This is a genomic window from Marinobacterium arenosum, from assembly GCF_019795155.1.
Lineage (GTDB): Bacteria > Pseudomonadota > Gammaproteobacteria > Pseudomonadales > Balneatricaceae > Marinobacterium_C > Marinobacterium_C arenosum.
On sequence record NZ_JAILYN010000004.1, the window covers coordinates 19,513 to 44,199 of the forward strand.

At 62.4% G+C, this 24,687-nt stretch carries 19 protein-coding genes; 10 read left to right on the forward strand and 9 right to left on the reverse strand.

What is annotated here, in order from left to right; genetic code table 11:
• Nucleotides 1-14: 14 nt before the first annotated feature.
• Nucleotides 15-530 (reverse strand): TIGR02444 family protein, encoded by a 516-nt coding sequence (locus K6T12_RS02785; protein ID WP_222219261.1) that lies wholly within the window; start codon nucleotides 528-530, stop codon nucleotides 15-17.
• Between K6T12_RS02785 and K6T12_RS02790 the strand changes: the two genes are divergently transcribed.
• Complete coding sequence (locus K6T12_RS02790) at nucleotides 529-2,457, forward strand: ATP-binding cassette domain-containing protein (protein ID WP_222219263.1); 1,929 nt, start codon at nucleotides 529-531, stop codon at nucleotides 2,455-2,457. The genes K6T12_RS02785 and K6T12_RS02790 overlap by 2 nt on opposite strands.
• Before the next feature lie 1,076 nt (nucleotides 2,458-3,533).
• Here the strand turns inward: K6T12_RS02790 and K6T12_RS02795 are convergent.
• The 5 genes from K6T12_RS02795 to K6T12_RS02815 form a co-directional block, all read right to left on the reverse strand.
• Nucleotides 3,534-4,757, reverse strand: a complete 1,224-nt coding sequence (locus K6T12_RS02795) for an HDOD domain-containing protein (protein WP_222219265.1) — start codon at nucleotides 4,755-4,757, stop codon at nucleotides 3,534-3,536.
• A gap of 468 nt (nucleotides 4,758-5,225) precedes the next feature.
• Nucleotides 5,226-7,346, reverse strand: a complete 2,121-nt coding sequence (gene spoT, locus K6T12_RS02800; RefSeq protein WP_222219267.1) for a bifunctional GTP diphosphokinase/guanosine-3',5'-bis pyrophosphate 3'-pyrophosphohydrolase — start codon at nucleotides 7,344-7,346, stop codon at nucleotides 5,226-5,228.
• Nucleotides 7,347-7,434: 88 nt separating this feature from the next.
• On the reverse strand, nucleotides 7,435-7,647 hold the full coding sequence (gene rpoZ / locus K6T12_RS02805; protein WP_222219269.1) for a DNA-directed RNA polymerase subunit omega: 213 nt from the start codon (nucleotides 7,645-7,647) through the stop codon (nucleotides 7,435-7,437).
• Between the two features lie 88 nt (nucleotides 7,648-7,735).
• Nucleotides 7,736-8,356, reverse strand: coding sequence for a guanylate kinase (gmk, locus tag K6T12_RS02810; protein ID WP_222219271.1), 621 nt, complete (start codon nucleotides 8,354-8,356; stop codon nucleotides 7,736-7,738).
• Between the two features lie 3 nt (nucleotides 8,357-8,359).
• Entirely contained in the window at nucleotides 8,360-9,223 is an 864-nt protein-coding gene (locus tag K6T12_RS02815) for a YicC/YloC family endoribonuclease (protein ID WP_222219273.1), read from the reverse strand.
• A 219-nt stretch (nucleotides 9,224-9,442) separates the two neighbouring features.
• On the opposite strand from K6T12_RS02815, the gene rph reads away from it, so the two are divergent.
• The 6 genes from rph (at nucleotide 9,443) to K6T12_RS02845 (ending at nucleotide 15,805) form a co-directional block, all read left to right on the forward strand.
• Nucleotides 9,443-10,213: a ribonuclease PH gene (gene rph / locus K6T12_RS02820; RefSeq protein WP_222219275.1), complete on the forward strand. Its 771-nt coding sequence runs from the start codon at nucleotides 9,443-9,445 to the stop codon at nucleotides 10,211-10,213.
• A 395-nt stretch (nucleotides 10,214-10,608) separates the two neighbouring features.
• Entirely contained in the window at nucleotides 10,609-12,078 is a 1,470-nt protein-coding gene (locus K6T12_RS02825) for a COG3014 family protein (protein WP_222219276.1), read from the forward strand.
• A 22-nt stretch (nucleotides 12,079-12,100) separates the two neighbouring features.
• Nucleotides 12,101-12,523, forward strand: coding sequence for a YcfL family protein (locus K6T12_RS02830; RefSeq protein WP_222219278.1), 423 nt, complete (start codon nucleotides 12,101-12,103; stop codon nucleotides 12,521-12,523).
• Entirely contained in the window at nucleotides 12,520-13,152 is a 633-nt protein-coding gene (gene lpoB / locus K6T12_RS02835; protein ID WP_222219280.1) for a penicillin-binding protein activator LpoB, read from the forward strand. Before K6T12_RS02830 ends, lpoB begins: the two co-directional genes overlap by 4 nt.
• 18 nt (nucleotides 13,153-13,170) lie before the next feature.
• Nucleotides 13,171-14,601: a DUF6844 domain-containing protein gene (locus K6T12_RS02840; protein ID WP_222219282.1), complete on the forward strand. Its 1,431-nt coding sequence runs from the start codon at nucleotides 13,171-13,173 to the stop codon at nucleotides 14,599-14,601.
• 10 nt (nucleotides 14,602-14,611) lie between these two features.
• Nucleotides 14,612-15,805 carry a hypothetical protein gene (locus K6T12_RS02845; protein WP_222219284.1) on the forward strand — a complete coding sequence of 398 codons (1,194 nt, stop codon included), beginning with the start codon at nucleotides 14,612-14,614 and terminating at the stop codon, nucleotides 15,803-15,805.
• A 1,253-nt stretch (nucleotides 15,806-17,058) separates the two neighbouring features.
• Here the strand turns inward: K6T12_RS02845 and K6T12_RS02850 are convergent.
• Entirely contained in the window at nucleotides 17,059-18,696 is a 1,638-nt protein-coding gene (locus K6T12_RS02850; protein WP_222219286.1) for an aminotransferase class V-fold PLP-dependent enzyme, read from the reverse strand.
• A gap of 160 nt (nucleotides 18,697-18,856) precedes the next feature.
• Here K6T12_RS02850 and K6T12_RS02855 point away from each other — a divergent pair, with 160 nt between their 5' ends.
• Complete coding sequence (locus tag K6T12_RS02855) at nucleotides 18,857-19,318, forward strand: Lrp/AsnC family transcriptional regulator (protein WP_255611502.1); 462 nt, start codon at nucleotides 18,857-18,859, stop codon at nucleotides 19,316-19,318.
• Nucleotides 19,319-19,556: 238 nt separating this feature from the next.
• Nucleotides 19,557-21,602, forward strand: coding sequence for a methyl-accepting chemotaxis protein (locus K6T12_RS02860; protein WP_222219288.1), 2,046 nt, complete (start codon nucleotides 19,557-19,559; stop codon nucleotides 21,600-21,602).
• 74 nt (nucleotides 21,603-21,676) lie between these two features.
• On the opposite strand, the gene pgeF is transcribed toward K6T12_RS02860, so the two are convergent.
• Both pgeF and rluD read right to left on the reverse strand, forming a co-directional pair.
• Nucleotides 21,677-22,420, reverse strand: coding sequence for a peptidoglycan editing factor PgeF (pgeF, locus tag K6T12_RS02865; RefSeq protein WP_222219290.1), 744 nt, complete (start codon nucleotides 22,418-22,420; stop codon nucleotides 21,677-21,679).
• On the reverse strand, nucleotides 22,417-23,388 hold the full coding sequence (gene rluD / locus K6T12_RS02870) for a 23S rRNA pseudouridine(1911/1915/1917) synthase RluD (protein WP_222219292.1): 972 nt from the start codon (nucleotides 23,386-23,388) through the stop codon (nucleotides 22,417-22,419). Before rluD ends, pgeF begins: the two co-directional genes overlap by 4 nt.
• 126 nt (nucleotides 23,389-23,514) lie before the next feature.
• Between rluD and K6T12_RS02875 the strand changes: the two genes are divergently transcribed.
• Complete coding sequence (locus tag K6T12_RS02875; RefSeq protein ID WP_222219294.1) at nucleotides 23,515-24,453, forward strand: outer membrane protein assembly factor BamD; 939 nt, start codon at nucleotides 23,515-23,517, stop codon at nucleotides 24,451-24,453.
• Nucleotides 24,454-24,687: the final 234 nt, after the last annotated feature.

Below are 24,687 nucleotides of genomic sequence, written 5' to 3' on the forward strand. Positions count from 1 at the left end.
GTGTAACCCAGCGTTTACACCGATGGCGACCCGGGCCATTCAAGTCCCAGTGCCACCAACAGCGCCTGCAGGTTCTGCTGAACATCTGCCAACGGCACGCCAACCTGCTGTAGATACCGGTTCAGGTTCTGCCGCAATGCGTGCGACGGGCTGTCCAGCGGCGCGCCCTGCTCAGCCTGTTGGTACAGTCGAGCGATTTCAACCTGCTCGCACGCCAGTTCTGCCTCGCGCATCTTCCGGTAGCAGTCGGCCAGCTCCGGTTGATCCGCTTTCATCCCTCGCACCTGGTAGCGCAACGCCCGCAACGGGTGGCTGATCTGCTGCTGCCAGCGGTCGGCCAGATCGGTTTCCGCTGGCAACCCTCGCCCCTGGCCAGCCAGCCACAAGCAGTACAACAACCGGTTGATGCTCAGTCCCTGGCATTGAAGTTCCAGGCAGATCGCCTCGACGCCGGGCTGGCGATAAGTGTTCAGCGCGAAGCGCCAGAATGGATTATCCAGCGCAAGCGCTGTGGTAGAATTCGCGGCCATGATTCTATTGCAACAAGTCAGTTTACATCGGGGTCCCCTGGCGATTTTAGAGCAGGCCGACCTAACCATCCATCAAGGCTGGAAAGTCGGTCTGATCGGCGCCAACGGTGCCGGCAAGTCGACCCTGTTCAGCATGATCCTCGGCCAGCTGCAGCCGGACGGCGGCGATTTCCAACTGCCCAGCCAGCTGCGTATCGCCCATATGGCACAGGAGGTCGACGCCAGCGAACGACGGGCGGTCGACTACGTGCTGGACGGCGATGAGCTGCTGCGCCAGGTACAGCACCAGCTGACGGTAGCCGAGGCGGCCGATGACGCCCACCGGATCGCCGAACTGCACGCCAAGCTGGAAGACCTGCACGGCTACAGCGCCGAATCCCGCGCCCGCCAGCTGCTGGCCGGGCTCGGCTTCAGCGAGGCCGACGGCGACAAGCCGGTACGGGCGTTCTCCGGCGGCTGGCGTATCCGGCTCAACCTGGCACGGGCGCTGATGTGCCCGTCCGACCTGCTGCTGTTGGACGAGCCGACCAACCACCTCGACCTCGACGCCACCATCTGGCTGGAGCAGTGGCTGCGCCAGTATCCGGGCACCCTGCTGCTGATCTCCCACGACCGCGACTTCCTCGACAGTGTGGTCGGCCATGTGGCGCACCTCCACCAGCGCAAGCTGGAGCTGTACAAGGGCAACTACACGGCCTTCGAACTGCTGCGCGCCGAACGGCTGGCCCAGCAGCAGGCGCAGTTCCAGAAGCAGCAGCAGCGGGTGGCCGAGATCGAAAGCTTCGTGCGCCGCTTCCGCGCCAAGGCCAGCAAGGCCAAACAGGCCCAGAGCCGGCTGAAGGAGCTGGAGCGGATGGAGCGGATTGCGCCGGCCCATATCGACAGCCCGTTCCGCTTTACCTTCCAGTCCAGCGACAAGGTGTCCAACCCGCTACTGACCTTCGAGAAGGCCGACTGCGGCTACACCGACAAGGCCATACTGCGCGAGCTGAACATCAACCTGGCACCGGGCGCCCGCATCGGCCTGCTGGGCCCGAACGGCGCCGGCAAGTCCACCCTGATCAAGTCACTGGTCGGCGACCAACCGCTGCTGGCCGGCGTGCGCCACGACGGCGAGCACCTGCGGGTCGGCTACTTCGCCCAGCACCAGTTGGAAGCACTTGATCTGGAGGCGTCGCCCGCACTGCATCTGCAACGGTTGGCGCCGAAGGCCAGTGACCAGGAGATCCGTACCTACCTGGGTGCGTTCGGCTTCCACGGCGACGACGCGCTGGAACCGGTCAAGCGGTTCTCCGGTGGCGAGAAGGCACGGGTCGCGCTGGCACTGATCGCCTGGCAGAAGCCCAACCTGTTGCTGCTCGACGAACCGACCAACCACCTCGATCTGGAGGTGCGTCACGCGCTGACCCTGGCACTGCAAGGTTTCGAAGGCGCGCTGATCCTGGTCTCCCACGACCGCAACCTGCTGCGCAACACGGTGGACGAGTTCTGGCTGGTCGCCAACGGCACGGTGGAGCCGTTCAACGGCGACTTGAATGATTACCAGAGCTGGCTACTGGAACAGCGGCGCAACGAACGCAAAGCGGAACAGCCGGCCGAAACCGAGCGGGAGAACCGCTCGCTCAGCGCCGCCGAACGCAAGGAGCAGAAACGCCAGCAGGCCGCTCAACGCGCCAAGCTGCGGCCACTGAAGCAGGCGGTGGAGAAGCTGGAAGCGCAGCTGGAGCAGGTTCAGAACGCGTTGGCCGAGGTGGAACAGTCACTGGCCGAGCCGTCGATCTACGATGACAGCAACAAGCTGAAGTTGAAGGATCTGCTGGCCGAGCAGGCGAAATACAGCAAGCAAGTCGACAGCATCGAAGCGGACTGGCTGGAACAGCTCGAAGCCTTGGAAGAACTGGAAGCCCAGCTGGCGGAAGAGGGTTAATTCGATTGTCGCCCTCGGAGCGGGCTGCTACGAAGCAGAAGCCCTTGTAGCAGCAGGCTCCGACCGCGACAGGGTTGCCGCAGTTCGCGAATGCCGCCCTCGGAGCGGGCTGCTGCGAAGCAGAAGCCCTTGTAGCAGCGGACTCCGACCGCGACAAGGTTGCCACAGTTCGCGAATGTCGCCCTCGGAGCGGGCTGCTGCGAAGCAGAAGCCCTTGTAGCAGCGGGCTCCGACCGCGACAGGGTTGCCGCAGTTCGCGAATGCCGCCCCCGGAGCGGGCAGCTGCGAAGCAGAAGCCCTTGTAGCAGCGGGCTCCGACCGCGACAGGGTTGCCACAGTTCGCGAATATCGCCCTCGGAGCGGGCTGCTGCGAAGCAGAAGCCCTTGTAGCAGCGGGCTCCGACCGCGACAAGGTTGCCACAGTTCGCGAATGTCGCCCCCGGAGCGGGCTGCTGCGAAGCAGAAGCCCTTGTAGCAGCGGGCTCCGACCGCGACAAGGTTGCCACAGTTCGCGAATGCCGCCCCCGGATCGGGCTGCTACGAAGCAGAAGCCCTTGTAGCAGCGGGCTCCGACCGCGACAAGGTTGCCACAGTTCGCGAATGCCGCCCCCGGAGCGGGCAGCTGCGAAGCAGAAGCCCTTGTAGCAGCGGGCTCCGACCGCGACAGGGTTGCCACAGTTCGCGAATATCGCCCCCGGAGCGGGCTGCTGCGAAGCAGAAGCCCTTGTAGCAGCGGGCTCCGACCGCGACAGGGTTGCCACAGTTCGCGAATGTCGCCCCCGGAGCGGGCTGCTGCGAAGCAGAAGCCCTTTTAGCAGCGGGCTCCGACCGCGACAAGGTTGCCACAGTTCGCGAATGTCGCCCCCGGATCGGGCAGCTGCGAAGCAGAAGCCCTTGTAGCAGCGGGCTCTGACCGCGACAGATCCGCACAGTCCGCAGATATCGCCCGCAGAGCCGGGGACCTGTAGTGGTTCAATAATGCCGGAACCAGCAGAGACCCTAAAATTCAGGCGCCTGAAAAGGCGCCTGATTTCGAACTCTCCACAAAGAATCAAAATGCAGAATAACCAAGAAGCCTAAGCGGCCAGCATCCGGGTCAGCTCACGCAGCTGTTCGTCCTGTTCCATCAGCTGCTGCAGGGCGTTGATCGCCTTGGCCGGGGTCAGCCCCAGCTGCAGGTACAGCTCGCCGGGAATCGGCTCCAGCGGGCCATCGCTGAGGCCCTGCTCGCGTAGCAGGCGGTTAGTCAGGAACTGGATCTTGGCATATTCCGCGGCCAGTCCGCCGTAGTCCGGATCATTCTGATGGCGGATCGCCTTGCAGACCTCCTCCGGCAGCGACCAGCTGCTCAACAACCAGGCGCCGATCTGTTCGCGGGTGACATTCAGCAGCTGACGCTCGATCGCATCCAGCTGGAAATGCGGGTTGGCTTCGATATAGCGCGCCAGCAACGAGAAATGCGGCGGGAACAGGTGGGCCAGCACCAGGTAGCCGAAGTTGTGCAACAATCCGCTCAGGTAGACCAGCCCCGGCTTGGGCCGCCGTTCGACCGGCATCAGCTGACACAACTTCTCCGCCAGGGTGGCGTTGTAGACCGCCTGCAGCCAGTACGGCGTGCCACCGCGCGGCCCCTCCTTCGGCAGCTCCAGGATACGCCCCATCGCGGTGGCCAGCGCCATGTTGATCACCAGATCGAAACCCAGCACCCGGATCACCGCATCCTCTACCGAGGCGATCTTGCCCGGTGCAGCGTAATAGGGCGAGGCAGCCAGGCTCATCACCTGAGCCGACAGGCTCGGATCAACCCGCACGATCGGCAGCAGTTCGTCGACACTGGCGTCAGGGTCGGAGCGCAGCGCGACGATCTTCTGCAGGGTGGGGCTCAGCGCCGGCAGGTCGAGGGTGTCCTCCAGCCGCTGCTTGACCCGCAACGCAGTAAACCGCTCCACCGCCAGGGTAATCAGCGCCTCATCGTCACCGCTCGGCTGACGGGCCTCGATCTCGGCGTTGGACAACGCCAGACTGCAACTCTCGGCATGCTGCAGCCACGCCTTCGGGGCAACGAAAGTTAGCTGACTATGCGGGTCGTTAATATTCAGGTTGGCCTGCTTGGCGCAGCCCGGATCGATCAGCAGCGGCATCGACAACAGCTTCTGCTGGGCAGCCTCATTGCTGGCCAGCGTCGGCTGACCGAAAAAGCGGGCGGCGTCGTCGCCGCGTACTGGCTGCAGGTGACGGCCGGTCTGCTTCCAGACACTGGCCAGGTTCAGCAGGCAGGAACTGGGCAGAACAGCCAGCATCTTACCCTCCGCATCATGCAGCAGCACGACACGGGCCTGATCCAGCTGCGGAACACTGCTCCCTGGGGTACGAACTCCAACCGACACTTTACTCTCTCCCGATCCGGTAATAAGCGCGCCGGCACCCAGTGCCCGCAATCACGCCGCCTTTACATTGGCTGAATCGACAAATTATTGCGCAAGCTGACCGCAAAGCAAACCTTCAAAAACCCATGAATATCAAAATCATCCTCAGGGAGAGAAGAATAAACGACGGCTGTCGGGGTGGCCCAGACGCATGACGGATCGTCAGGTTAACAGCCTGGCCATAGCGGAAAAATGAACGGAGAAATGAACAGAAAAACAAACGAAAAAGTGAACGGACAAGCGGTTGATCGGCGGCACCCCATAGGGCCCCGCCAACAACCGTTGGGGGCTGTTTAACGGCTGTTCACCAGCAATCGAGAGACCAGGCCGAGCTGCCGCCGATCAGCTGCGACTGACCTTGTTGACCGACTTCAGCACCCGCAGTTTCTTGATCACCCGGGCCAAGTGGACACGATTGGTGACGGTCAGGTCGACCTCGACGGTAGCCAGCTGGCCCTCGCGCTCGCCGGTGTCGATCTTCAGGATATTAGCGCCGGTGGAGGCAACAGTGGTCGCCAGGCTGGCGATCAGTCCGCGCTGTGATTCCACCTCCAGCTTCAGGCTGACGGTGAACTCATCCTCGGTATCCTTGGCCCACTCCAGATAGATACACTTCTCCGGGTCATCGCGCAGGTAACCGATATTGCGGCAGTCGGTACGGTGGATCACCAGCCCGCGGCCGGTGCTGATATGGCCAATAATGGTGTCGCCCGGAATCGGCCGGCAGCACTTGGCGTACTGCAACACCATCCCTTCGGTACCCTGGATCGCCAGCGGGCGCTGCTTCTCGCGGCCCTCCTTGCTGACCGCCTCGGCGGCGTCGCTCGGCTTCAGCCGGCGGGCCACCACGTAGGCCATGCGGTTGCCCATGCCGACATCTTCCAGCAGGTCATCCAGCGATTTCAGCTCCGCCTCGGCCAGCAACTGCTTCAGCGCCGCCTGGTCGATATCCTTGATCTGGGCGCCATAGTTGCCGAGGAACTGGCTCAGCAGACGGCGGCCGAGAGCGACCGACTCGTGGCGTTGCTGGTTTTTCAGGAAGTGGCGGATCGACGAACGAGCCTTGCCGGTCACCACGAAGTTCTGCCAGGCCATGTTCGGCTGGGCGCCCGGCGCGGTGATGATCTCGACGGTCTGGCCGTTCTCCAGCGGCTGCGACAGCGGCGCCAGACGGCGGTTGATACGGCAGGAGACGCAGCTGTTGCCGACGTCGGTGTGCACCGCGTAAGCGAAGTCGATCGGTGTGGCGCCGTGCGGCAGCTCCAGGATGCGGCCCTTTGGCGTGAACACGTAGACCTCGTCCGGGAACAGGTCGGTCTTCACCGTCTCGATGAACTCCATCGAGTTGCCGGCCCGCTTCTGCATCTCCAGCAGCCCCTGCACCCACTTGCGGGCCCGGTTGTAGGAACCGACGGCACTTTCGGAGTCGCCGTAGGCCTTGTAGTGACTGTGCTCGGCGATCCCCTGGCTAGCCACCGCGTCCATCTCCTTGGTGCGGATCTGCACCTCGATGGTGATATCGCGGGCGCCGAACAGCGCGGTGTGCAGCGACTGGTAGCCGTTGGCCTTGGGGATGGCGATATAGTCCTTGAAGCGGCCGGGCACCGGCTTGTACAGGTTATGCACCGTGCCGAGGATGCGGTAGCACTCGTCGACGCTCTCGGTGACGATGCGGAAGGCGAACACGTCCATGATCTCGGCGAACGACTTCCGCTGGCTCTTCATCTTCTGGTAGATGCTGTACAGGTGCTTCTCGCGGCCGGTCACCAGGCCGGGCAGCCCCTCCTGGTGGAGCCGCTCCTGAATGCTGTTCTGGATGCTGGAGATCACATCCTTGCGCTGGCCACGCGCCTGTACCACCGCACGGCGGATATACTTGGCGCGCATCGGGTGCTGAGCCTGGAACGCCAGGTCTTCCAGCTCCACCTGCAGATCGCGCATGCCCAGGCGGGCGGCGATGGGCGCATAGATATCGAGGGTTTCGCGGGCGATACGGCGCTGCTTCTCCGGCGGCATGGCACCCAGGGTGCGCATGTTGTGCATCCGGTCGGCCAGTTTCACCAGGATGACGCGGATATCCTCCGCCATCGCCAGCACCATCTTCTGGAAGTTGCTGGCCTGGGCCTCGGCCTTGGTCTCGAAATCCAGGTGGGCCAGCTTGGAGACGCCGTCGACGATATCGGCCACGGTGTCGCCGAACTGCGAGGAGACGCCCTCGTAGTTGATCTCGGTATCTTCGATCACATCGTGCAGCATGGCCGCCATCAGGCTCTGATGGTCCATGTGCATCTGCGCCAGGATGCTGGCAACGGACAGTGGGTGGGTTACGTAGGGCTCGCCACTTTTACGCCGCTGGCCATCGTGGGCCTGCTCGGCGTAAAAATAGGCACGACGCACCTCTCTGATCTGCTGCAGATCGAGATAGTCGGTCAGGCGTTCCGAGAGTGCGTCGATAGTGGGCATCATTCCTCCAGTATCCGTACAGTGGGGTTATGCAGCTGTAACTTCCGGATACCAAAGATGATGCCGCAAAGAAAGGCGTTGGGAAAGATTAATCCTCGTCGCGTTCATCCAGAACGGACTTGTCGATCAGGTCTTCCGCGATTTCACGCAGGGCAACCACGGTCGGCTTGTCGTTTTCCCACTCGACTTTCGGATCTTTACCACCGGTTGCCAGCTGGCGAGCGCGTTTTGCAGCGACCATGACCAGTTCGAAGCGGTTGTCGACTTTGCCCAGGCAATCTTCAACGGTTACTCGTGCCATTTTGACCTCGGTTTGACATTAGGACGATAGATAGCGGTCTTCAGAGAAGACCGCGCAGTTTATCTGAGTGTCCTGAAAGTGACAAGAATTAACCAGCCAACAGCGCCTGCAGCAGGTCACCGTGACGCTGCTGTTGACGCTCCAGCAACAGCCGACGGGCGCGGAATACCGCCTGCAGCTCGTCCAGCGCGGTCTCAAACTGGTCGTTGATCACCAGGTAGTCGTACTCGCCGTAGTGGCTCATCTCCTCCACCGCCTGGCCCATGCGGTAGTCGATCACATCCTTCTCGTCGGTGCCGCGACCGGTCAGCCGGGCGTGCAGCTCCTCGCGGGACGGCGGCAGGATAAACACCGACACACACTGCGGCATCAACCGGCGCACCTGCTGGGCGCCCTGCCAGTCGATCTCCAGGATCACGTCCAGGCCGTTGTTCAGCTGCTCCTCGACCCACACCTGGGAAGTGCCGTACTTGTTGGTGAACACCTCGGCGAACTCCAGGAACTGGCCGCGATTGATCATCGCATCGAAGGTCGCCATCTCGACGAAGTTGTAGTCCTTGCCATCCACCTCACCCGGCCGCATCTCACGGGTAGTGTGTGAAACGGACACCACCACCTGCGGATCCTGCGCCAGCAGCGCCTTCACCAGACTGGTCTTGCCCGCGCCGGAGGGGGCGGAGATTACGTACAGGGTTCCTTTATCGCTCATGAGTTACTCAATATTCTGAATCTGTTCACGCATCTGCTCGATCAGCACCTTCAGGTCCACCGCGCTCTGGGTGGTGTCGGCAACGATCGATTTAGATGACAGGGTGTTGGCTTCACGGTTCAGTTCCTGCATCAGGAAGTCGAGCCGGCGGCCGATCGGTTCTTTCTGTTTCAGCACCCGGCGCACCTCCTGCACGTGGGTGTCGAGCCGGTCCATCTCTTCATCGACGTCGGCTTTCTGGGCCAGGATCACCATCTCCTGCTCCAGCCGGCCTTCGTCCAGTTCGGCGGTCAGTTCGTCCAGCCGGGTGCGCAAGTTATCGCGCTGGTTCTGCAGAATGGTCGGCAGCTTGCCGCGTACCTCGACGACGATCTCGCTGATCCGGTCCAGCCGTTGGTTGATCAGGTTGGCCAGTTCCTTGCCTTCGCGCTCGCGGCCGATCAGCAGGTCGTCCAGCGCATTGTCGAACAGTTCCAGCGCCTGCGCCTTGATCTGGTCCATATCCAGTTCCGCATCCTGCAGCACGCCGGGCCAGCGCAGCACGTCCAGCGGGTTCAGCGGCTGGCTGTCCGGCAGCAGGCCTTGTACCTGCTGGGCGGCGTTGATCAGGTCGCCGGCGAAGGCTTCGTTGACGGTCAGGCTCTGGGCGCGGGCTTCCGGCAGGAAGCGCAGGGTGCATTCCACCTTGCCGCGGCTCAGTTTCTTGCGCAGCCGTTCGCGCAGCGGGATCTCCAGCTCACGCAGGTTATCCGGCAGCCGCAGGTGGGGCTCCAGGTAGCGGTGGTTTACCGAACGAACCTCCCAGGCCAGGTTACCCCAATCGTACTGTGCTTCCTGCCGGGTAAAGGCGGTCATACTGCGTGTCATATGTAACGCTCTCGATTAAAATGGCTGGCTTGCGAGGCGCATTCCTCGGCCGCAGGTTGCGCGGCCCCGCCTCTCCCGGTAGCTGATACGGCGGATATTAACGGCGTTATTTCACGGCGTTTCGCGCGGATTCGGCTACCCTCAGTGTCAGGCATTCTAACAAGTCCACGGCGGCTGCTCTATGCGGCCTACGTCAGTAAACGGGGTAAAAACAGCACCATGAGTTCCTCCCTCTCCGAACAGTTGCAGAATCTGGGCCTTAACAAGCATCGCCCGAGCGGCCGTCAGCCGGACCAGATGCGCGAGGTCAAGATCACCCGCAACTTCACCAAGCATGCGGAAGGTTCCGTGCTGGTGGAGTTCGGCGATACCAAGGTGATCTGCACCGCGTCCGTCGACCGGGGCGTACCGCGTTTCCTGCGGGGCAGCGGTACCGGCTGGGTCACCGCCGAATACGGTATGCTGCCGCGCGCCACCGGCAGCCGCGCCGACCGTGAAGCGGCCCGCGGCAAGCAGACCGGCCGCACCATCGAGATTCAGCGGCTGATCGGCCGCAGCCTGCGCGCCGCGCTGGACCTGGAAAAACTGGGCGAGAACACCATCACCATCGACTGTGACGTGATCCAGGCCGACGGCGGCACCCGCTGTGCGTCGATCACCGGCGCCTGCGTGGCGCTGATGGATGCGGTCAATACGCTGCGTAAGGACAAAAACGGCGCGGTGAAGGGCAACCCGATCAAGCAGATGATCGGCGCGGTATCGGTGGGTATCTACGAGGGCCAGCCGGTGCTGGACCTGGATTACGCCGAAGATTCCAAGGCGGAAACCGATATGAACGTGATCATGACCGACGCCGGCGGCTTTATCGAGGTGCAGGGCACCGCCGAAGCGGCGCCGTACAGCCAGGCCGAGCTGAACGCGATGCTGGAATTGGCGCAGAAAGGGATCGCCGAGTTGTTCGAGATCCAGAAAGCGGCGCTGGCCCAGTAATTTTCTTTTTGATATCGCAATTGATGAAAACCGCCCCGGCAGTATGCCGGGGCGGTTTTTTTATGTTTTTTAGAGTTTGCGAGGGAACCAGCATGTGGGAGTCGCCGTAGCAGCTAGCTCTGCTGGGCGATAGTAAGTGGCCTGCGGCGGTGGAGTTCCACTGAATAACCCGGTCGCGGCTGAAGCACGCTCCTACAACAAGCAACAGCCTCGTAACAGCCCACTCCGCGGGCGACAGGCCTTTACCCCTTCTCTTCCTCCCCACCCCAGATCAATAAAGACAAAAGTGGTGCTGTAATCCGGCGATCGGATGGGGCAGAATGCTCAGGCTTGAACTCGACGGTAGGATCCGTCACAGGGACAAAACAGGCTTCAGGGATATCTAAGGAGATGTAATGAGAAGCCAGGGATTCGTGGGCAGGTCCGTTCTGGTCCTGTCATTGGCCGTGCTTATGGCCGGCTGCCAGACACTCGAAACAAAAAAACATACCCAGTCTTTCGACCAGCAGTTCGCCAGTGGCGACTATCCGCTGGCGGCCGATGCCGCGTTGCAGGCCGGTGAGATCAGCGCTGAAGGCGAGTCGGACGATCTGCTCTGGTCGCTGCAGGCCGGCGCCGCGCTGACCGCCAGCGGCCGCTACGATTTCAGCAACAAGGTGCTGGATGGCGCCGAGACGCTGATGAAGGCCGACGACAACGAGAACATCGCCAAGCGCGGCTTCGAGAAGGTCACCTCGGTTCTGCTGAACGGCAGTTTCAACGGTTACACCCCAACCGTCTACGACGGGGTGATGACCAACACCTACAAGGCGCTGAACAATATCCTGCTGGGCGATTGGCAGAACGCCCGCATCGAGTTGAACCGGGCCGCCGACCGCCAGCGCCGCGCCGAGGAGCACTTCAAGGAAAAGATCAAGGAGCAGCAGGCGAAGCTGGACGAGCAGGAGAAGGAACGTCAGCAGAAAGCCGAGCAGGCGGCCGCCAAAACTCCGCAGAACAAAGGCTTCAGCTACGACAGAAGCTACTCCGCCTCCGAACAGGCGATCTACGACAAGTATCCGGAGCTGGCAGAATGGGCGGTCTACCCGGATTTCGTCAATCCCTACACCGACTACCTGCACGGGCTCTATTTCTTCCTGGCCAGCCAGGACAAGAGCGATTACGGCAAGTCGCGCCAGTCGCTGCGCCGGGTGGCCGGCATGGTGCCCGATAACAAGGCGGTGGCGGTCGACCTGAAGGTCGCCGACAACCTGCGCCAGGGTAAATGGGCCAAGAAACGGCTCAGTCCGGCGGTCTGGGTGGTGTTCGAAAACGGCCAGGCGCCGCAGCTCAAGGAGACCCTGATTCCGCTGCCGCTGTTCCTGGTCAGTAACAAGATCGACTACACCCAGATCGCGCTGCCGAAACTGGAAGCGCGCGAACAGGCCTACCCCCACCTGGATATCTTCAATGGCAAGAAAAAGTTGGCCCGCACCGAACAGCTGGCCAGCATCGACCGGGTGATCCAGACCGAGTTCAAGAAAGAGTTCCCCTACAAGGTCACCGAGGCGGTGGCCAGCACCCTGACCAAGGCATTCATCCAGTACAAGATACAGGAGGAAGCCGGCGTGCTGGGCAGCCTGGCCGGTATCGTCTATCAGGCCGCCACCACCCACGCCGACACCCGCAGCTGGAGCGCACTGCCCAAGGAGGTCCAGGTGGCCCGGGTACGCAAGCCGAATGACAACAAGCTGCAGCTGAAAGCACCAGGCTTGGCCGAGGCGATGGAGATCGAGCTGCCGGACGACCGCTTCTCGATCGTTTTCGTCAAGGCCAGCTCGCCGCAGAGCAAGCCGGTATTCCAGGTGGTCGGCTTCGACGCCTGATTCCCATACAAGGAGGTAATTCATGCACCCTTCCCTGCTGCCCGGCCTGTTGCTGGGCGCCACCGCACTGCTGGCCGGCTGTCAGCAGCAGAACGTACAACCGCTGCAACCGGCCAAGCTGGAGATCGGCCCGGCGGCACAACGCTACCTGCAGATCGACGGCGTGCGTGAAGGCGTCGCCTCAGGCAACCTGCTGCGGGTCGGCATCAACGGCTACAACCGCAGCCAGCATATGGAACAGCTGCGCTACCGCTTCGTCTGGCTGGACAGCAGCGGCTTCGAGCTGCCGGGCGGCAGTGCCCGCTGGCAACGTACCAGCCTGCGACCGCGCGAGCCGTTCGCGGTCGAGATGATCGCCGCCAACCCCGATGCATCCGATTATCGCGTCTATCTGTTCGATAGCCGCGGCCCCGCTACCACACCTTCAGAAGGAACCGAACAATGAACAAACAGGCAGTTGGTTATTTGAACAAGTCCGGCAAGGCGCTGGGGCTGGCCCTGATGATGGCGCTGAGCGTCGGCTGCGCCCCCAAGACCCAGATGCTGAACCAGGTGCAGGCCGATGAGATCACCACCGCCGGGCTGACCAACACCGACTTCGAGCAGGCCGCCGGCGAAGCGGTACAGTCGATGCTGCGTTCCGGCGCGGTCGACCGCAGCGACGGCAAGAAGAACATCCTGGTGATCTCGTCGATCCTCAACGACACCATGCAGCGATTGGATACCGACCAGCTGGTCAAGAAGATCCGCGTCGAACTGCTGCAGAGCGGCAAGGTGAAAACCACCACCGCCATCGGCCTGAACGGCGCCGAAGACCAGATGAACACCAAGTACGCCCAGCTGTCGCAGTCCAGCAAGGTCAACCAGAAAACGGTGGTGCGCCAGCGCTTCACCGCGCCGAACCTGAGCCTGTCCGGCAAGATCATCCAGCGCAACAACCGGCTGGAGTCCGACCGGGAACTGGTCGAATACTACTTCCAGCTGACCCTGACCGACCTGAGCGACGGCCTGGCGGTCTGGGAGGGCGAAACCCCGATCCGCAAACTGACCGGTGCCAACACCGTGTCCTGGTAAACGACAAGGATGTCCACGATGAAGAAGATTTTTACCACGCCACTGCTGGTGGCGAGCCTCAGCACACTGTCCGGCGCAGCGATGGCCGCGACAGCGGCCGAGCAACCGACCGCCGTGCAGGCCAGCCCTGAACATGCTGCCGCCGATGCCCAGGTGCAGGCCGAAATCGCCGAAGCGGCCACGCCCGATTTCGACGATCCCGGCCTGAAAATCGAGGAACTGCTCGAGCAGTTCAACACCAGCGGCCTGGGCAGCACCTTCCGGGCCCGCGCCGAGCGCGGCGAGCTGTACTACGGCACCGGCAGCGCGCTGGTGATGGGCAAGCCGGAGAGCCGCGACTGGGGCAACTTCCGGGTGATGGCCTATAAGGAAGCGCTGCTGAAGGCGCAGGCCGACTACGTCAAGTCACTGGGCGTCAGCGTCACCGCCGAATCGGCCAGCAAGCTGTTCGACGACAAGACCCAGATGCCGCAGTTCACCGCCGAGGAGCTGAACAACAGCAGCAAATGGATGGAACTGCTGAACAAGGCGATGGCGGTGGCCGGCGGCAAGCTGGACCGGCAACTGGAGGAGCTGGGCATCGACCCGAGCCAGTTCAATGCCGCGCCGCCTGCAAAACGGGCGCTGATCTATCAGCGCGCGGTCGAGGAGCGGGTGATCACCCGCGCCCGCCAGAGCCTGTCCGGGGTGATCCCGGTAAAGACCTTCGAAGCGCACGACGCCAACGGCAACCACGCGGTGGCGGTGGCGATCGTCGCCTCCGACCGGTTCCGCCAGTTCGTCGAGGATGTACTGGACAGCAAGGGCGATATCGCGCCGAATCCGGCGCGGGCCGGCGGCCCGACGCTGCTCGAGCAACTGCAGGGCGACAAGCGGGCACTATTGGACGAGTTCGGCATCCGCCGGCTGTACGACGAGCAGGGCTACCCGGTGCTGGTCTCCTTCGGCCAGGCCAGCAATCCCTATCGCGGCAACGACTACCAGCAGCGCGCCGACAAGCGTGAACTGTCCTATGCCGCGGCGGACAGCCAGGCCTATGGCAACTTCGCCTACCTGTTCAACGCCACCGGCAGCTACCGCAGCGACGACAGCAGCAAGGCGGCCCGCAGCACCACCGGTATCGCCCACAAGGAGCAGGACGGCGTCAACGAGATCGAACAGCGCTCATTGGAGTTCGTGCAAACCATCGACCGGCAGATCCAGGCCCGCGGCTCGATGAGCAACCAGCCGGGCATCAAGAAACTGTTCCAGTGGACCGCCAAGCACCCGCTGTACGGCCATGAGATCAACGGCGTGGTCTACGCCTGGCACCCGCGCACAGAGCAACTGGCGCGCGATCTGAAGAACCCGCAGCGCCAGCGCGACAAAGCGTCCGAGCAGACCAGCAAGGTAACCGGCACCGCCGGCACCAGCAGCAGCCCGGACCGGATGCGGGCGGACGATTTCTGAGGAGACAGCCATGAACAAGTGGATAGCCCTGTTGGGCCTCGTGCTGGCCGGCTGGTTCGGCACCCTGGCAAACGCCGCCGAACAGTCGGTTCAGGTCTCCGGCTACGGCGCCGACCAGAAACGGGCGCTGGCCGATGGTTTGGTGCAGGCGATTCGGCAGATCAAGGGGGTGTCGGTGGACGGCAACGAGCTGCTCGACTCGATCTCTTCGCGCCAGTCCACCAGCAACAGTGACGGCGAGCAGTACAGCACCAGCCACAGCATCAACCAGTCCGGCACGGTGTCGCTAAAGACCCGCGGCCTGGTATCGCGTTACCAGGTCGAGTCGCTGCAGCAGCAGGATGACGGCAGCTACCAGGCGCAGATGACGGTCTACGTGCTGAACTACGAAAAGCCCGGCCTGCCGGCCGACAGCCGTCGCAAGCTGGCGGTACTGCCGTTTCATGTGGACAAGCAAAGTTTCTCGCTGCTGGGCGACCGGGTGGCCGCCTGGAAGGTGGAGGAGGAGCTGCGCAACAAGCTGATCGACCAGTTCACCCAGTCGCGCCGGGTGGCGGTGCTGGACCGTGAGTTTGACGCGGAATTCAGTGCCGAGAAGGCGATCTGGGCCAGCGATGACGCCGCGCTCGAAGAGCACGCCAAGCTGGGCAACGTGCTCGGCGTCGATTACCTGGTGGTCGGCAACCTGCGTAATATCCACAGCCGCCGTCACAACAAGACGCTGGAGCTGACTGGCGAGACGCTGAGCAGCTACAGCGGTTCGGCGCAGCTGGACTACAAGATCATCCTGGCGGCCACCCGACAGGTGAAATGGTCCGACAGCATCCGGGTCAAGTTCGACGACGGCGATATCCGTCGGATGCTCGGCAAGTACGGCTCCAGCCAGGTGGGCATGACCCACTACCTGGCCAACGAGCTGGCCCAGAACGCGCTGGCCAATATCTACCCGATGCGGGTGGTGGCGGTGAAGGGCAAGACCATCGTGCTGAACCAGGGCGGCAAGACACTGAAACCCGGTGAACTGCTGGACGTATTTCTGCTGGGCGAAGAGATGTTCGACCCCTACACCAAGGAATCGCTCGGCCAGCTGGAGGAGAAGATCGCCAAGATCAAGGTGGTACGGGTGAGTGCCAAGACCACCTACGCCAAGGTGGTTGACGGCGACGCCGAGCTGATCGAGCGGGACTTTATCGTGCGCCGGTAAGGCAGTTCGGTAATCTTCAATGCGGAGAGGCATTGGCTACGACTGAGCAACATAGGTCGCGGCTAAACCTGCCCGGCCGTAGCCTCTTCTCTAAAGCGGCCCGCTGCCGCCGGCTCGCCTCCCCATGTGTGGAGGCCTGAAATATCCGCCTGCGGCGGCGCTCCGGGTGACGCCCTACAACGCTGATCCGGGCACCCAGACGCCGGTGGGTTAGCCGGAAATCGATACGATGCCTGATAATCCCGGTCGCGGCTGAAGCCCCGCCTGCAAGGGCTGAGCTTTGTAGCAACCCGCTCCGAGGGCGACAGTTGCGGACTGCGTCGATTTTGTCGCGGTGGAGCCCACTGCAGCAGGGGATTCAGCTTCGCAGCAGCCCGCTCCGCGGGCGGCATTTGCGTACTGCGTCGATTCTGTCGCGGTCAGAGCCCGCTGCTACCAGGATTCAGCTTCGTAGCAGCCCGCTCCGCGGGCGACAGCTGCGGACTGCGTCGATTCTGTCGCGGTCAGAGCCCGCTGCTACCGGGATTCAGCTTCGTAGCAGCCCGCTCCGCGGGCGGCATTTGCGTACTGCGTCGATTCTGTCGCGGTCAGAGCCCGCTGCTACCGGGATTCAGCTTCGCAGCAGCCCGCTCCGCGGGCGACAGCTGCGGACTGCGTCGATTTTGTTGCGGTGGAGCCCACTGCTACCGGGATTCAGCTTCGTAGCAGCCCGCTCCGCGGGCGACAGCTGCGGACTGCGTCGATTTTGTTGCGGTGGAGCCCACTGCAGCAGGGGATTCAGCTTCGCAGCAGCCCGCTCCGAGGGCGACAGCTGCGGACTGCGTCGATTTTGTCGCGGTGGAGCCCACTGCAGCAGGGGATTCAGCTTCGCAGCAGCCCGCTCCGAGGGCGACAGCTGCGGACTGCGTCGATTTTGTCGCGGTGGAGCCCACTGCAGCAGGGGATTCAGCTTCGTAGCCGCCCGCTCCGAGGGCGACAGCTGCGGACTGCGTCGATTTTGTCGCGGTGGAGCCCACTGCAGCAGGGGATTCAGCTTCGCAGCAGCCCGCTCCGCGGGCGACAGCTGCGTACTGCGTCAATTCTGTCGTGGTCAGAGCCCGCTGCTACCGGGATTCAGCTTCGTAGCAGCGTTGTAGGGTGGGCACGTTTTTTGTGCCCACGTGGCGCTTGTTCGCCTGATGTAGATACTTCCCGCTACTTTTTATGCCCTGTGAGTGCCGCGGGCGACAGGGGTTTCTCCCGCTGGTATCGGCTTATAGAGAAACCTCCTGCGGCAGCACGAACCAGCGCAGCTTGTCGCCCTGCTCAGTCAACGTCAGCTCATAGCGTTGCGCCTGCGACCGCGGCTGCAACATCTGCGCTGCCGCCTCGGCCAGCAGTTGATCGAAATCCACGTGCAGCGCCGCCATAGGCTCTGCAAACGGCGTCTGCAGCGCATCGGCCAGATCGACCGGCAGTTCCGGCCGCTGATTCTGAAAACGCCAGACCCCGTGCACCGGGTCAAATCGGTAATACGGCAGCAACCGCCAGCCATGCTCGGCCACCAGCTCCAGCGCCCGTAGCAGGTACTCGAAAGTGGCGTCGTCGACAAAGTAATTGAAGTTGAGCCGCACCCAGCCCGGTCGCAGCACCATCTCGCCGTCCAGCAAGCGCGCTTCCAGCGTCCGGCTGTAGGCCATGTCCATCCCCAGCAGCTGATGGCCGTAAGGGCCGGCGCAGGAGCAGCCGCCACGGGCCTGGATACCGAACAGGTCGTTCAGCAACGCCACCACGAAGCCGTAATGCAGCACTTTGTCCCGATGACGAATCTGCAGCGAGCAGATCGACAGCCGATCGGCCTCGGTGCTGCCGAGGATCTCGATCTGCGGATGGGCCGACCAGCGCGCCAACGCCTGCTGTATCAACTGATGTTCACGCGCCTCGATCCGCTCGGTACCGACCTGCTGCTGCAACTGGAACACCAATCCGGCGCGGATCGACTCGATAATGCCCGGCGTGCCGCCCTCCTCACGCCGCTCGACATCCTCGATAAAGCGGTGATCGTCCGGCGTTACATAGAGCACCGTGCCGCCGCCGGGCACCGCCGGCACCCGGTTGCTCAACACGGGCTCGCGTACCACCAGCACGCCAGGGGTGCCGGGGCCGCCGATAAACTTGTGCGGCGACAGGAACAGGCCGTCCGGCCCATCAGCCTGCAGGTCGATCTTCAGATAGGGGCCGGCAGCGGCGTAATCCCAGAACGCCAGTGCATTATGCCGGTGCAGCAGGGCGGTAACCGCCGCCACATCGGTCTTGATGCCGGTAACGTTGGAGGCCGCCGAGAAACTGCCCAACTTCAGTGGCCGGTCGCGATAGCGCTGCAGCGCCGCCTCAAGCGCGGACAGGTCCAGCTGGCCCTGCCCGTCCAGTGGGATACAGACCAGAGTGGCGATGCTCTCACGCCAGGGCAGTTCGTTGGAGTGGTGCTCGTAGGGGCCGATAAACACCACCGGTCGCTCCGCCTCCGGAATCTGCCGGTCGAAAGCGTAACGCCGCTCCAGCTCGGCCGGCAGCCGCAGGTTGAGCAGCTCGATCAGCTTATGGATCGCGGCGGTGGCGCCACTGCCGGTGAAGATCACCTTATGCTCTGGGGTGCCGTTCAGCGCCTGTCGGATCTGCTCACGGGCCTGCTCGCGCAACGCGGTGGTCTGACGGCCGGTGAAGGAGGTTTCGGTATGGGTGTTGGCATAGTACGGCAGCACCCGCCGGCTAATGAATTCTTCGATTAGCCGCAAGCCGCGCCCGGAGGCGGTGTAATCGGCGTAGATCAGCGGCTTGATACCGAACGGCGTCGGCAGCGGCACCTGCTCGCCGATCACCGCCTGACGGATGGTTTCCAGGGACAACGACATGGACTGCTTCCTCATTCAACGATGGCTGCAGTATAGGCGGCCGAATGGGAAACATTGTTTTCATTTGGACTATCAAAAACGACTTAAACGGATCAATATTCACAATCTCAGTATAAAGTTAAAATAAACATCCATATTTAAAACAAAACCAGAAACACCTATGAAAATAGACCGTATCGACAAGGCGATCCTGGCGCTGCTGCAGCGCGACGCCACCCTCTCTGTCGGCGAGATTGCCGAACGGGTGGCGATCTCCAAGACCGCCTGCTGGCGCCGCATCCAGGCACTCGACAAGCGGGGGGTGATCAACCGCCGGGTGGCGCTGCTCGAGCCCGCTAAGGTCAACCTGCCACTGACCGTCTATATCGCGGTGCGTACCAACCGCCATAACGACGACTGGGCACAGCAGTTTCAGCAGCTGCTGGACGCTATCCCCGAGGTGCTGGAGGTCTGTCGGATGAGCGGCGACCTGGACTACCTGATCAAGGCGGTGGTGACCGATATGGCCGGCTACGACCGGCTCTACAAGAAACTGATCAAGGCCGACCTGTACGACGTCAGCGCCAGCTTCGTGATGGAGCAGATGAAAAGCACCACCGAGCTACCGCTGGATTATCTGTAGACTTCACATCCAGTCCATTTCCCTGTCTCGGCCGGAGGCTGCTTGTCGGTTGCAGCTCTGCGGTCACACCTTGCCAGCCGCACCACACAAAACCCGGCCCGACATTCAAACACCGGACTTCCGTCAATATTTTCCACTGGCATATCAGTTAGAGTGCGGTTTACATTGTCGTACAGCCAAGAATTTTGCGGTATCTGGCCGGCGTCAAAACGGTGAACGGAAAATCACGGACGATCCTATGCTGCAAAAATTCAAACAAAAATCCCTGGCACTGCAATTGACCCTGGTGATTTCGCTGCTACTGCTGATTACCGGCACGACAACCACCTACCTGCTGACCACCAAAACCGAAGCCGACCTGCAGCAGGAAGCCGAACAAACCCTCAACCATCAGACCCAGGTGATCGCCGAGCTGCTGACCTTTTACTATCAGGACAGCCTGAACAATGCCCAGCGGCTATCCGATATCTTCTTCGACATGTTCCCCGGCGGCGTCGAGTTCGACCAGCATAAAGAGGTGCAGGTGGCCAATTACCGCACCACCGCGTTGCTGGATGAAAACGGCGTGATCAACGGCAATTTCAGCAAACCGGACCAGTTCACCCGGATGACCGGCGGTAACGCCACGGTGTTCGCCCGCCACGGCGACGACTTCCTGCGCATCAGCACCTCGTTGAAGAAAGCGGACGGTCAGCGCGCCTTCGGCACCCTGCTCGGCAAAGGCCATCCGGGCTACCAAATGTTACTGCGCGGAGAAACCTACAGCGGCGTCGCCCACCTGTTCGGCCGCGACTATATGACCATCTACCGGCCGGTACGTAAAAACGGTGAAACCATCGCCATCCTCTATATCGGTTTCGATCTGACGCCGGGCCTGGCCGAGCTGCGCCAGACCCTGGGTGACATCAAAGTCGGCCAGACCGGCTACGCGATGGTCATCGCGGGCCAGGGCCACAAGCAGGCCGGCAAAGTACTGATGCACCCGACACTGGAAGGCAAGCAGCTGGAGAGCGTAAGGACGGCGGACGGCCAGCAGCCGTTCCGGACGGTGCTGAACGGTGGCGACGGTGTACTGAACTATGTCTGGCCCGACAGCGATCAGAAACCAACCGATAAGACGCTCAGCTACCGACATATCGATGGCTGGAACTGGGTACTGGCGCTCGGCACCTTTACCCGGGAGTTCGCCCAGACCAGCACCACCTTGCGCAACTCGATGGTTGTGCTGAACATCGTCAGCCTACTGATCACCATCGGCGGCAGCGCATTGCTGATGTTCCGTATGCTGTCACCACTGAACCGGTTGACCCGCAACCTGCAGGAGATCGGCGAGGGCCGACTCAATACCGTTCTGCAAACGGTCGACATCCAAGCTGGCTGCAAGAACGAGATCAGCCTGATCCAGTTGGGCGTGATCCAGATGCGCGATAACCTCAGCGAACTGGTCGGCCAGTTGCAACAGACCGCCCGGACGCTGAACGGCTCCGCAGCCCAGGTTCAGCAGGCCAGCCACGGCACCGAGTCGGCCGTACAGCAGCAGTCACTGGAAACCGACCAGGTGGTCTCGGCGATGGAGGAGATGACCTCCACCACCAACGATGTCGCCGACAGCGCCCGCAACGCCGCACTGACCACCCGGCAGGGGATGGAAAAGGCCAATACCGGACGCTCGACGGTGGAATCGATCAGCGGCAGCATCCAGGCCCTGGCCGAGCAGATGGACGGCGCCTGCAAGCTGATCAGTGAGGTGGAATCCGAGTGCGAAAACATCTGCAACTTCATGGGCACCATCAACGAGGTCGCTGCCCAGACCAATCTGCTGGCACTGAACGCCGCCATCGAGGCAGCTCGCGCCGGTGAATCCGGCCGCGGCTTCGCCGTGGTGGCCGATGAGGTTCGCCAGCTGGCCGGTCGTACCCAGCAGGCCACCCGCGAGATCGAAACCATCGTGCTGCGCCTGCAGGAGAACATCCACCAGGCGGTGACGGTGATCGGCGATGGTCATCAGGCCTCGCAGCTCAGCGTTGACCAGGCGGAATCGACCAAGTCACTGTTCAACGACATCACCGAATATATGATGGCGATTACCGATATGAGTACCAATATTGCCAGCGCCGCCGAGCAGCAGGCCGGGGTGGCGGAAACCATCAGCCAGAGCCTGCACAGCATCCAGAAACTGTCGGATGACACCCGCAGTCAGAGCGGCACCAGCCTGGAAACCAGCCAGCAGCTGCAGCAGGTCTGCGGCCATCTGGAGCAGCGCCTGGGCCACTTCAATCTTTGACAGGAAAGGGCCAATGGAGGCGGCCGCTGTTCCGGCGCCGGCCTTAGAGAGGGCTTAGAGAACAAGCGTCAGGCTTAAGACTCGATCCAGATCAGGCTGGCCATACGGCCGGTCTGACCGTCGCGCCGGTAGGAAAAGAAGCGGGCGCTGTCATGGTAGGTGCAGAAACCGCCACCGTGGATCGAGCGCACTCCGGCCCGCTGCAAGCGCAGCCGGGCCAACAGGTAGAGGTCGGCCAGCCACTTGTCGGGCTGACCAGACTCGTCAACCACAGGCCTGAACGCGGCGTCCGCCGAGGCCTGCCGGTCGCAGAACTTCTGTCGCACCTCGTCACCCACTTCGAAGGCATCCGGACCGATCGCCGGCCCGAGCCAGACCAGCACCTCGGCCGGTTCGGCAAACACCGCCAGGGTGTTTTCCAGCACCCCGTCGCACAGCCCACGCCAACCGGCGTGGGCCACCGCCACCTTGCTACCCTGCTTGTCGGTGAAGAACACCGGCAGGCAGTCGGCGGTCATCACCACGCAGGCCTGGCCGGCCCGCTCGCTCCAGCAGGCGTCGGCGCTGCGCAACTGGCCGTCGGCCCGGGCTTCAACCAGGTCGATACCGTGCACCTGTTCCAGCCACTGTGGCGACTGCGTCAGCCCCAGTGTGCTGACCAGCCGGTGCCGGTTATCAGCCACGTGGGCAGGGTTGTCGCCAACGTGGTCGCCTAGATTCAGGCTGTCGTACGGCGCCAGGCTGACACCGCCCTGACGGGTGCTGGTCACAGCCTTGATGTGGGCCGGCGCCGGCCAGTCAGCCTGAATCAGTTTCATAGCCCGTAGTCGTCCTGTTTCGCCGCATCACGCTGCAGGGTAACCAGCAGCTGTTGCATATCCTCCGGCAGATCGACCTCCCAGCTCATCAGCTCGCCACTGCTCGGATGCCAGAGCTCCAGCTTCTTGGCATGCAGCGCCTGGCGCTTGAACTGGCGCAGGAACTGCTGAAGCTGCTCGCCGGCTCCTTTCGGCAACCGAAAACGACCGCCATACAACGGATCGCCCACCAGCGGATAGTTGATATGCGACATATGGACACGGATCTGATGGGTACGGCCGGTCTCCAACTTCAGCCGGATATGGGTGTGCGAACGGAATTTCTTCAGCACCCGGTAGTGGGTCACGGCTTCCTTGCCCAGCGCGACCACCGCCATCTTCTGGCGGTTTCGGCTGCTGCGTCCCATCGGCTCGTCGACCATGCCGCCGCCGGTCATCACGCCCTGCACCACCGCCTCGTATTCACGGCCCATGCTACGCTCCTGCAGCTGGGACACCAGCTCGGTCTGGGCCGGGATAGTCTTGGCCACCACCATCAGCCCGGTGGTATCCATATCCAGCCGGTGCACGATACCGGCGCGCGGTACCTGACCGATCTCCGGACAGTGGTGCAGCAATGCATTCAGCAAGGTACCGTCGTGGTGACCGGCAGCCGGATGCACCACCAGCCCGGCCGGTTTGTTGATCACCAGGATATCTTCGTCCTCGTAGACGATATCCAGCGGGATCTCCTGTGCCTGATGATGATCGATGCTTTCCAGCTTGGCATCGACACGTACCGTCTCGCCGCCAAGCATCTTGTCGCGCGGACGGCGGGTTTCGCCATCGACCGTCAGCGAACCGTCCTTGATCCAGCCGGTCAGCCGGGAGCGGGAGTAATCGGGAAAGAGCTGGGCCACGACCTGATCGAGTCGAAGACCAACCAGATCGTCACCGATCTGGGCTTGCAGTTGAACCTGTTCAGACATCTGAGGAGTTTTCGCCAGTGCGGGTAAATTGGTGTTAGGTACGGGTTATGGTTAAATATGCCGACATTTTTCAAGGCCTGCCCAGTATAACCGTTCAGGCCGCAGACTACATCGGGATTCAAAGGGATGCGATTAAGCAAAGCATTCGGTATCGCCGCACTCTGCCTGGCGATCACCGGTTGTTCCATCTTCGGCGGCGATGACAACGACCAGCCGGACCTGCCGGAACAGCAGATGTATGAAGAGGCACTGGAAGCACTGGAAACGGGCAACTACCCGCTGGCGGTGGAACGCCTGCAGCTGCTGGAAGCACGCTACCCGTTCGGCCGTTATTCCGAACAGGCGCAGCTGGAGCTGATCTACGCCTATTACCAGAACCACGAGCCGGAAGCCGCCCGCTCGGCGGCCGACCGCTTCATCCGCCTGCACCCTAACCATCACAATATCGACTACGCCTACTATCTGAAGGGGCTGACCGCCTTCGAGCAGGACCGCTCCTTCTTCACCCGCTACCTGCCGATCGACGAAAGCAGCCGGGACCCGGGCGCCGCATTGACCTCGTTCGAGAGCTTCTCCACCCTGCTGGAGCGCTACCCGGACAGCCCTTATGCGCCGGACGCCCAGAAGCGCATGGTACACCTGAAGAACCGCCTGGCGGCTTATGAGATCCACGTGGCACGCTACTACATCAAGCGTGGCGCCTTTGTCGCCGCCGCCAACCGTGGCCGCTACGTGGTGGAAAACCTGCCGCGTACCCCGGCGATTCCGGATGCCCTGGCGGTGATGATCGAATCGTACGAAGCGCTGAACATGCCACAACTGGCAGCGTCGGCCCGCGCGGTACTGAGCGCCAACTACCCGGACTACCAGTACCAGCCGATCGGCGAAGAGAACAAGACCCTGTGGGATGCCGCCACCTTCAACCTGCTCGACGACGAGCCCGAGGCACCGGCGCCCTCCGACGGTATCTTCAAGCGGGAACCGCAAAGCCGCACAGAACCGGCCGCGCAACCTGAACAGGAGCGCTCGCTGTTCAGTAAAGCCACCTTCGGGATCTTTGACTGACGGGATAAGCTGCAAGCTGATCAAGGGTCGCCCGCAGCACCCAAGGGGCATACCAAGCGAGCTGCTACGACAGGCTTGGAAGCTGCCCGGCATTGACCGACAAAAATAAAAACGCCCGCGCTGTCGCTGACAGCGCGGGCGTTTTTTTAATTAGGAACGGCATCCCCAACAGGAGGGGCTCCAGCCGCGAGCAATGCTCTTCATTCATCCGTCGGGTTTCGCACCGCTGAGCCA

What these genes read in the sequence shown, in the direction of transcription:
- spoT (WP_222219267.1), bottom strand. Translation starts at nt 7,346, where the DNA reads ATGCCCACTATCGACGCACTCTCGGAACGCCTGACCGACTATCTCGAT.
- gmk (WP_222219271.1), bottom strand. Translation starts at nt 8,356, where the DNA reads ATGAGCGATAAAGGAACCCTGTACGTAATCTCCGCCCCCTCCGGCGCG.
- K6T12_RS02795 (WP_222219265.1), bottom strand. Translation starts at nt 4,757, where the DNA reads ATGCTGGCTGTTCTGCCCAGTTCCTGCCTGCTGAACCTGGCCAGTGTC.
- K6T12_RS02850 (WP_222219286.1), bottom strand. Translation starts at nt 18,696, where the DNA reads ATGTCGTTGTCCCTGGAAACCATCCGTCAGGCGGTGATCGGCGAGCAG.
- K6T12_RS02840 (WP_222219282.1), top strand. Translation starts at nt 13,171, where the DNA reads ATGAAGAAGATTTTTACCACGCCACTGCTGGTGGCGAGCCTCAGCACA.
- rph (WP_222219275.1), top strand. Translation starts at nt 9,443, where the DNA reads ATGAGTTCCTCCCTCTCCGAACAGTTGCAGAATCTGGGCCTTAACAAG.
- pgeF (WP_222219290.1), bottom strand. Translation starts at nt 22,420, where the DNA reads ATGAAACTGATTCAGGCTGACTGGCCGGCGCCGGCCCACATCAAGGCT.
- lpoB (WP_222219280.1), top strand. Translation starts at nt 12,520, where the DNA reads ATGAACAAACAGGCAGTTGGTTATTTGAACAAGTCCGGCAAGGCGCTG.
- K6T12_RS02825 (WP_222219276.1), top strand. Translation starts at nt 10,609, where the DNA reads ATGAGAAGCCAGGGATTCGTGGGCAGGTCCGTTCTGGTCCTGTCATTG.
- K6T12_RS02830 (WP_222219278.1), top strand. Translation starts at nt 12,101, where the DNA reads ATGCACCCTTCCCTGCTGCCCGGCCTGTTGCTGGGCGCCACCGCACTG.
- rpoZ (WP_222219269.1), bottom strand. Translation starts at nt 7,647, where the DNA reads ATGGCACGAGTAACCGTTGAAGATTGCCTGGGCAAAGTCGACAACCGC.
- rluD (WP_222219292.1), bottom strand. Translation starts at nt 23,388, where the DNA reads ATGTCTGAACAGGTTCAACTGCAAGCCCAGATCGGTGACGATCTGGTT.
- K6T12_RS02860 (WP_222219288.1), top strand. Translation starts at nt 19,557, where the DNA reads ATGCTGCAAAAATTCAAACAAAAATCCCTGGCACTGCAATTGACCCTG.
- K6T12_RS02785 (WP_222219261.1), bottom strand. Translation starts at nt 530, where the DNA reads ATGGCCGCGAATTCTACCACAGCGCTTGCGCTGGATAATCCATTCTGG.
- K6T12_RS02855 (WP_255611502.1), top strand. Translation starts at nt 18,857, where the DNA reads ATGAAAATAGACCGTATCGACAAGGCGATCCTGGCGCTGCTGCAGCGC.
- K6T12_RS02845 (WP_222219284.1), top strand. Translation starts at nt 14,612, where the DNA reads ATGAACAAGTGGATAGCCCTGTTGGGCCTCGTGCTGGCCGGCTGGTTC.
- K6T12_RS02875 (WP_222219294.1), top strand. Translation starts at nt 23,515, where the DNA reads ATGCGATTAAGCAAAGCATTCGGTATCGCCGCACTCTGCCTGGCGATC.
- K6T12_RS02815 (WP_222219273.1), bottom strand. Translation starts at nt 9,223, where the DNA reads ATGACACGCAGTATGACCGCCTTTACCCGGCAGGAAGCACAGTACGAT.
- K6T12_RS02790 (WP_222219263.1), top strand. Translation starts at nt 529, where the DNA reads ATGATTCTATTGCAACAAGTCAGTTTACATCGGGGTCCCCTGGCGATT.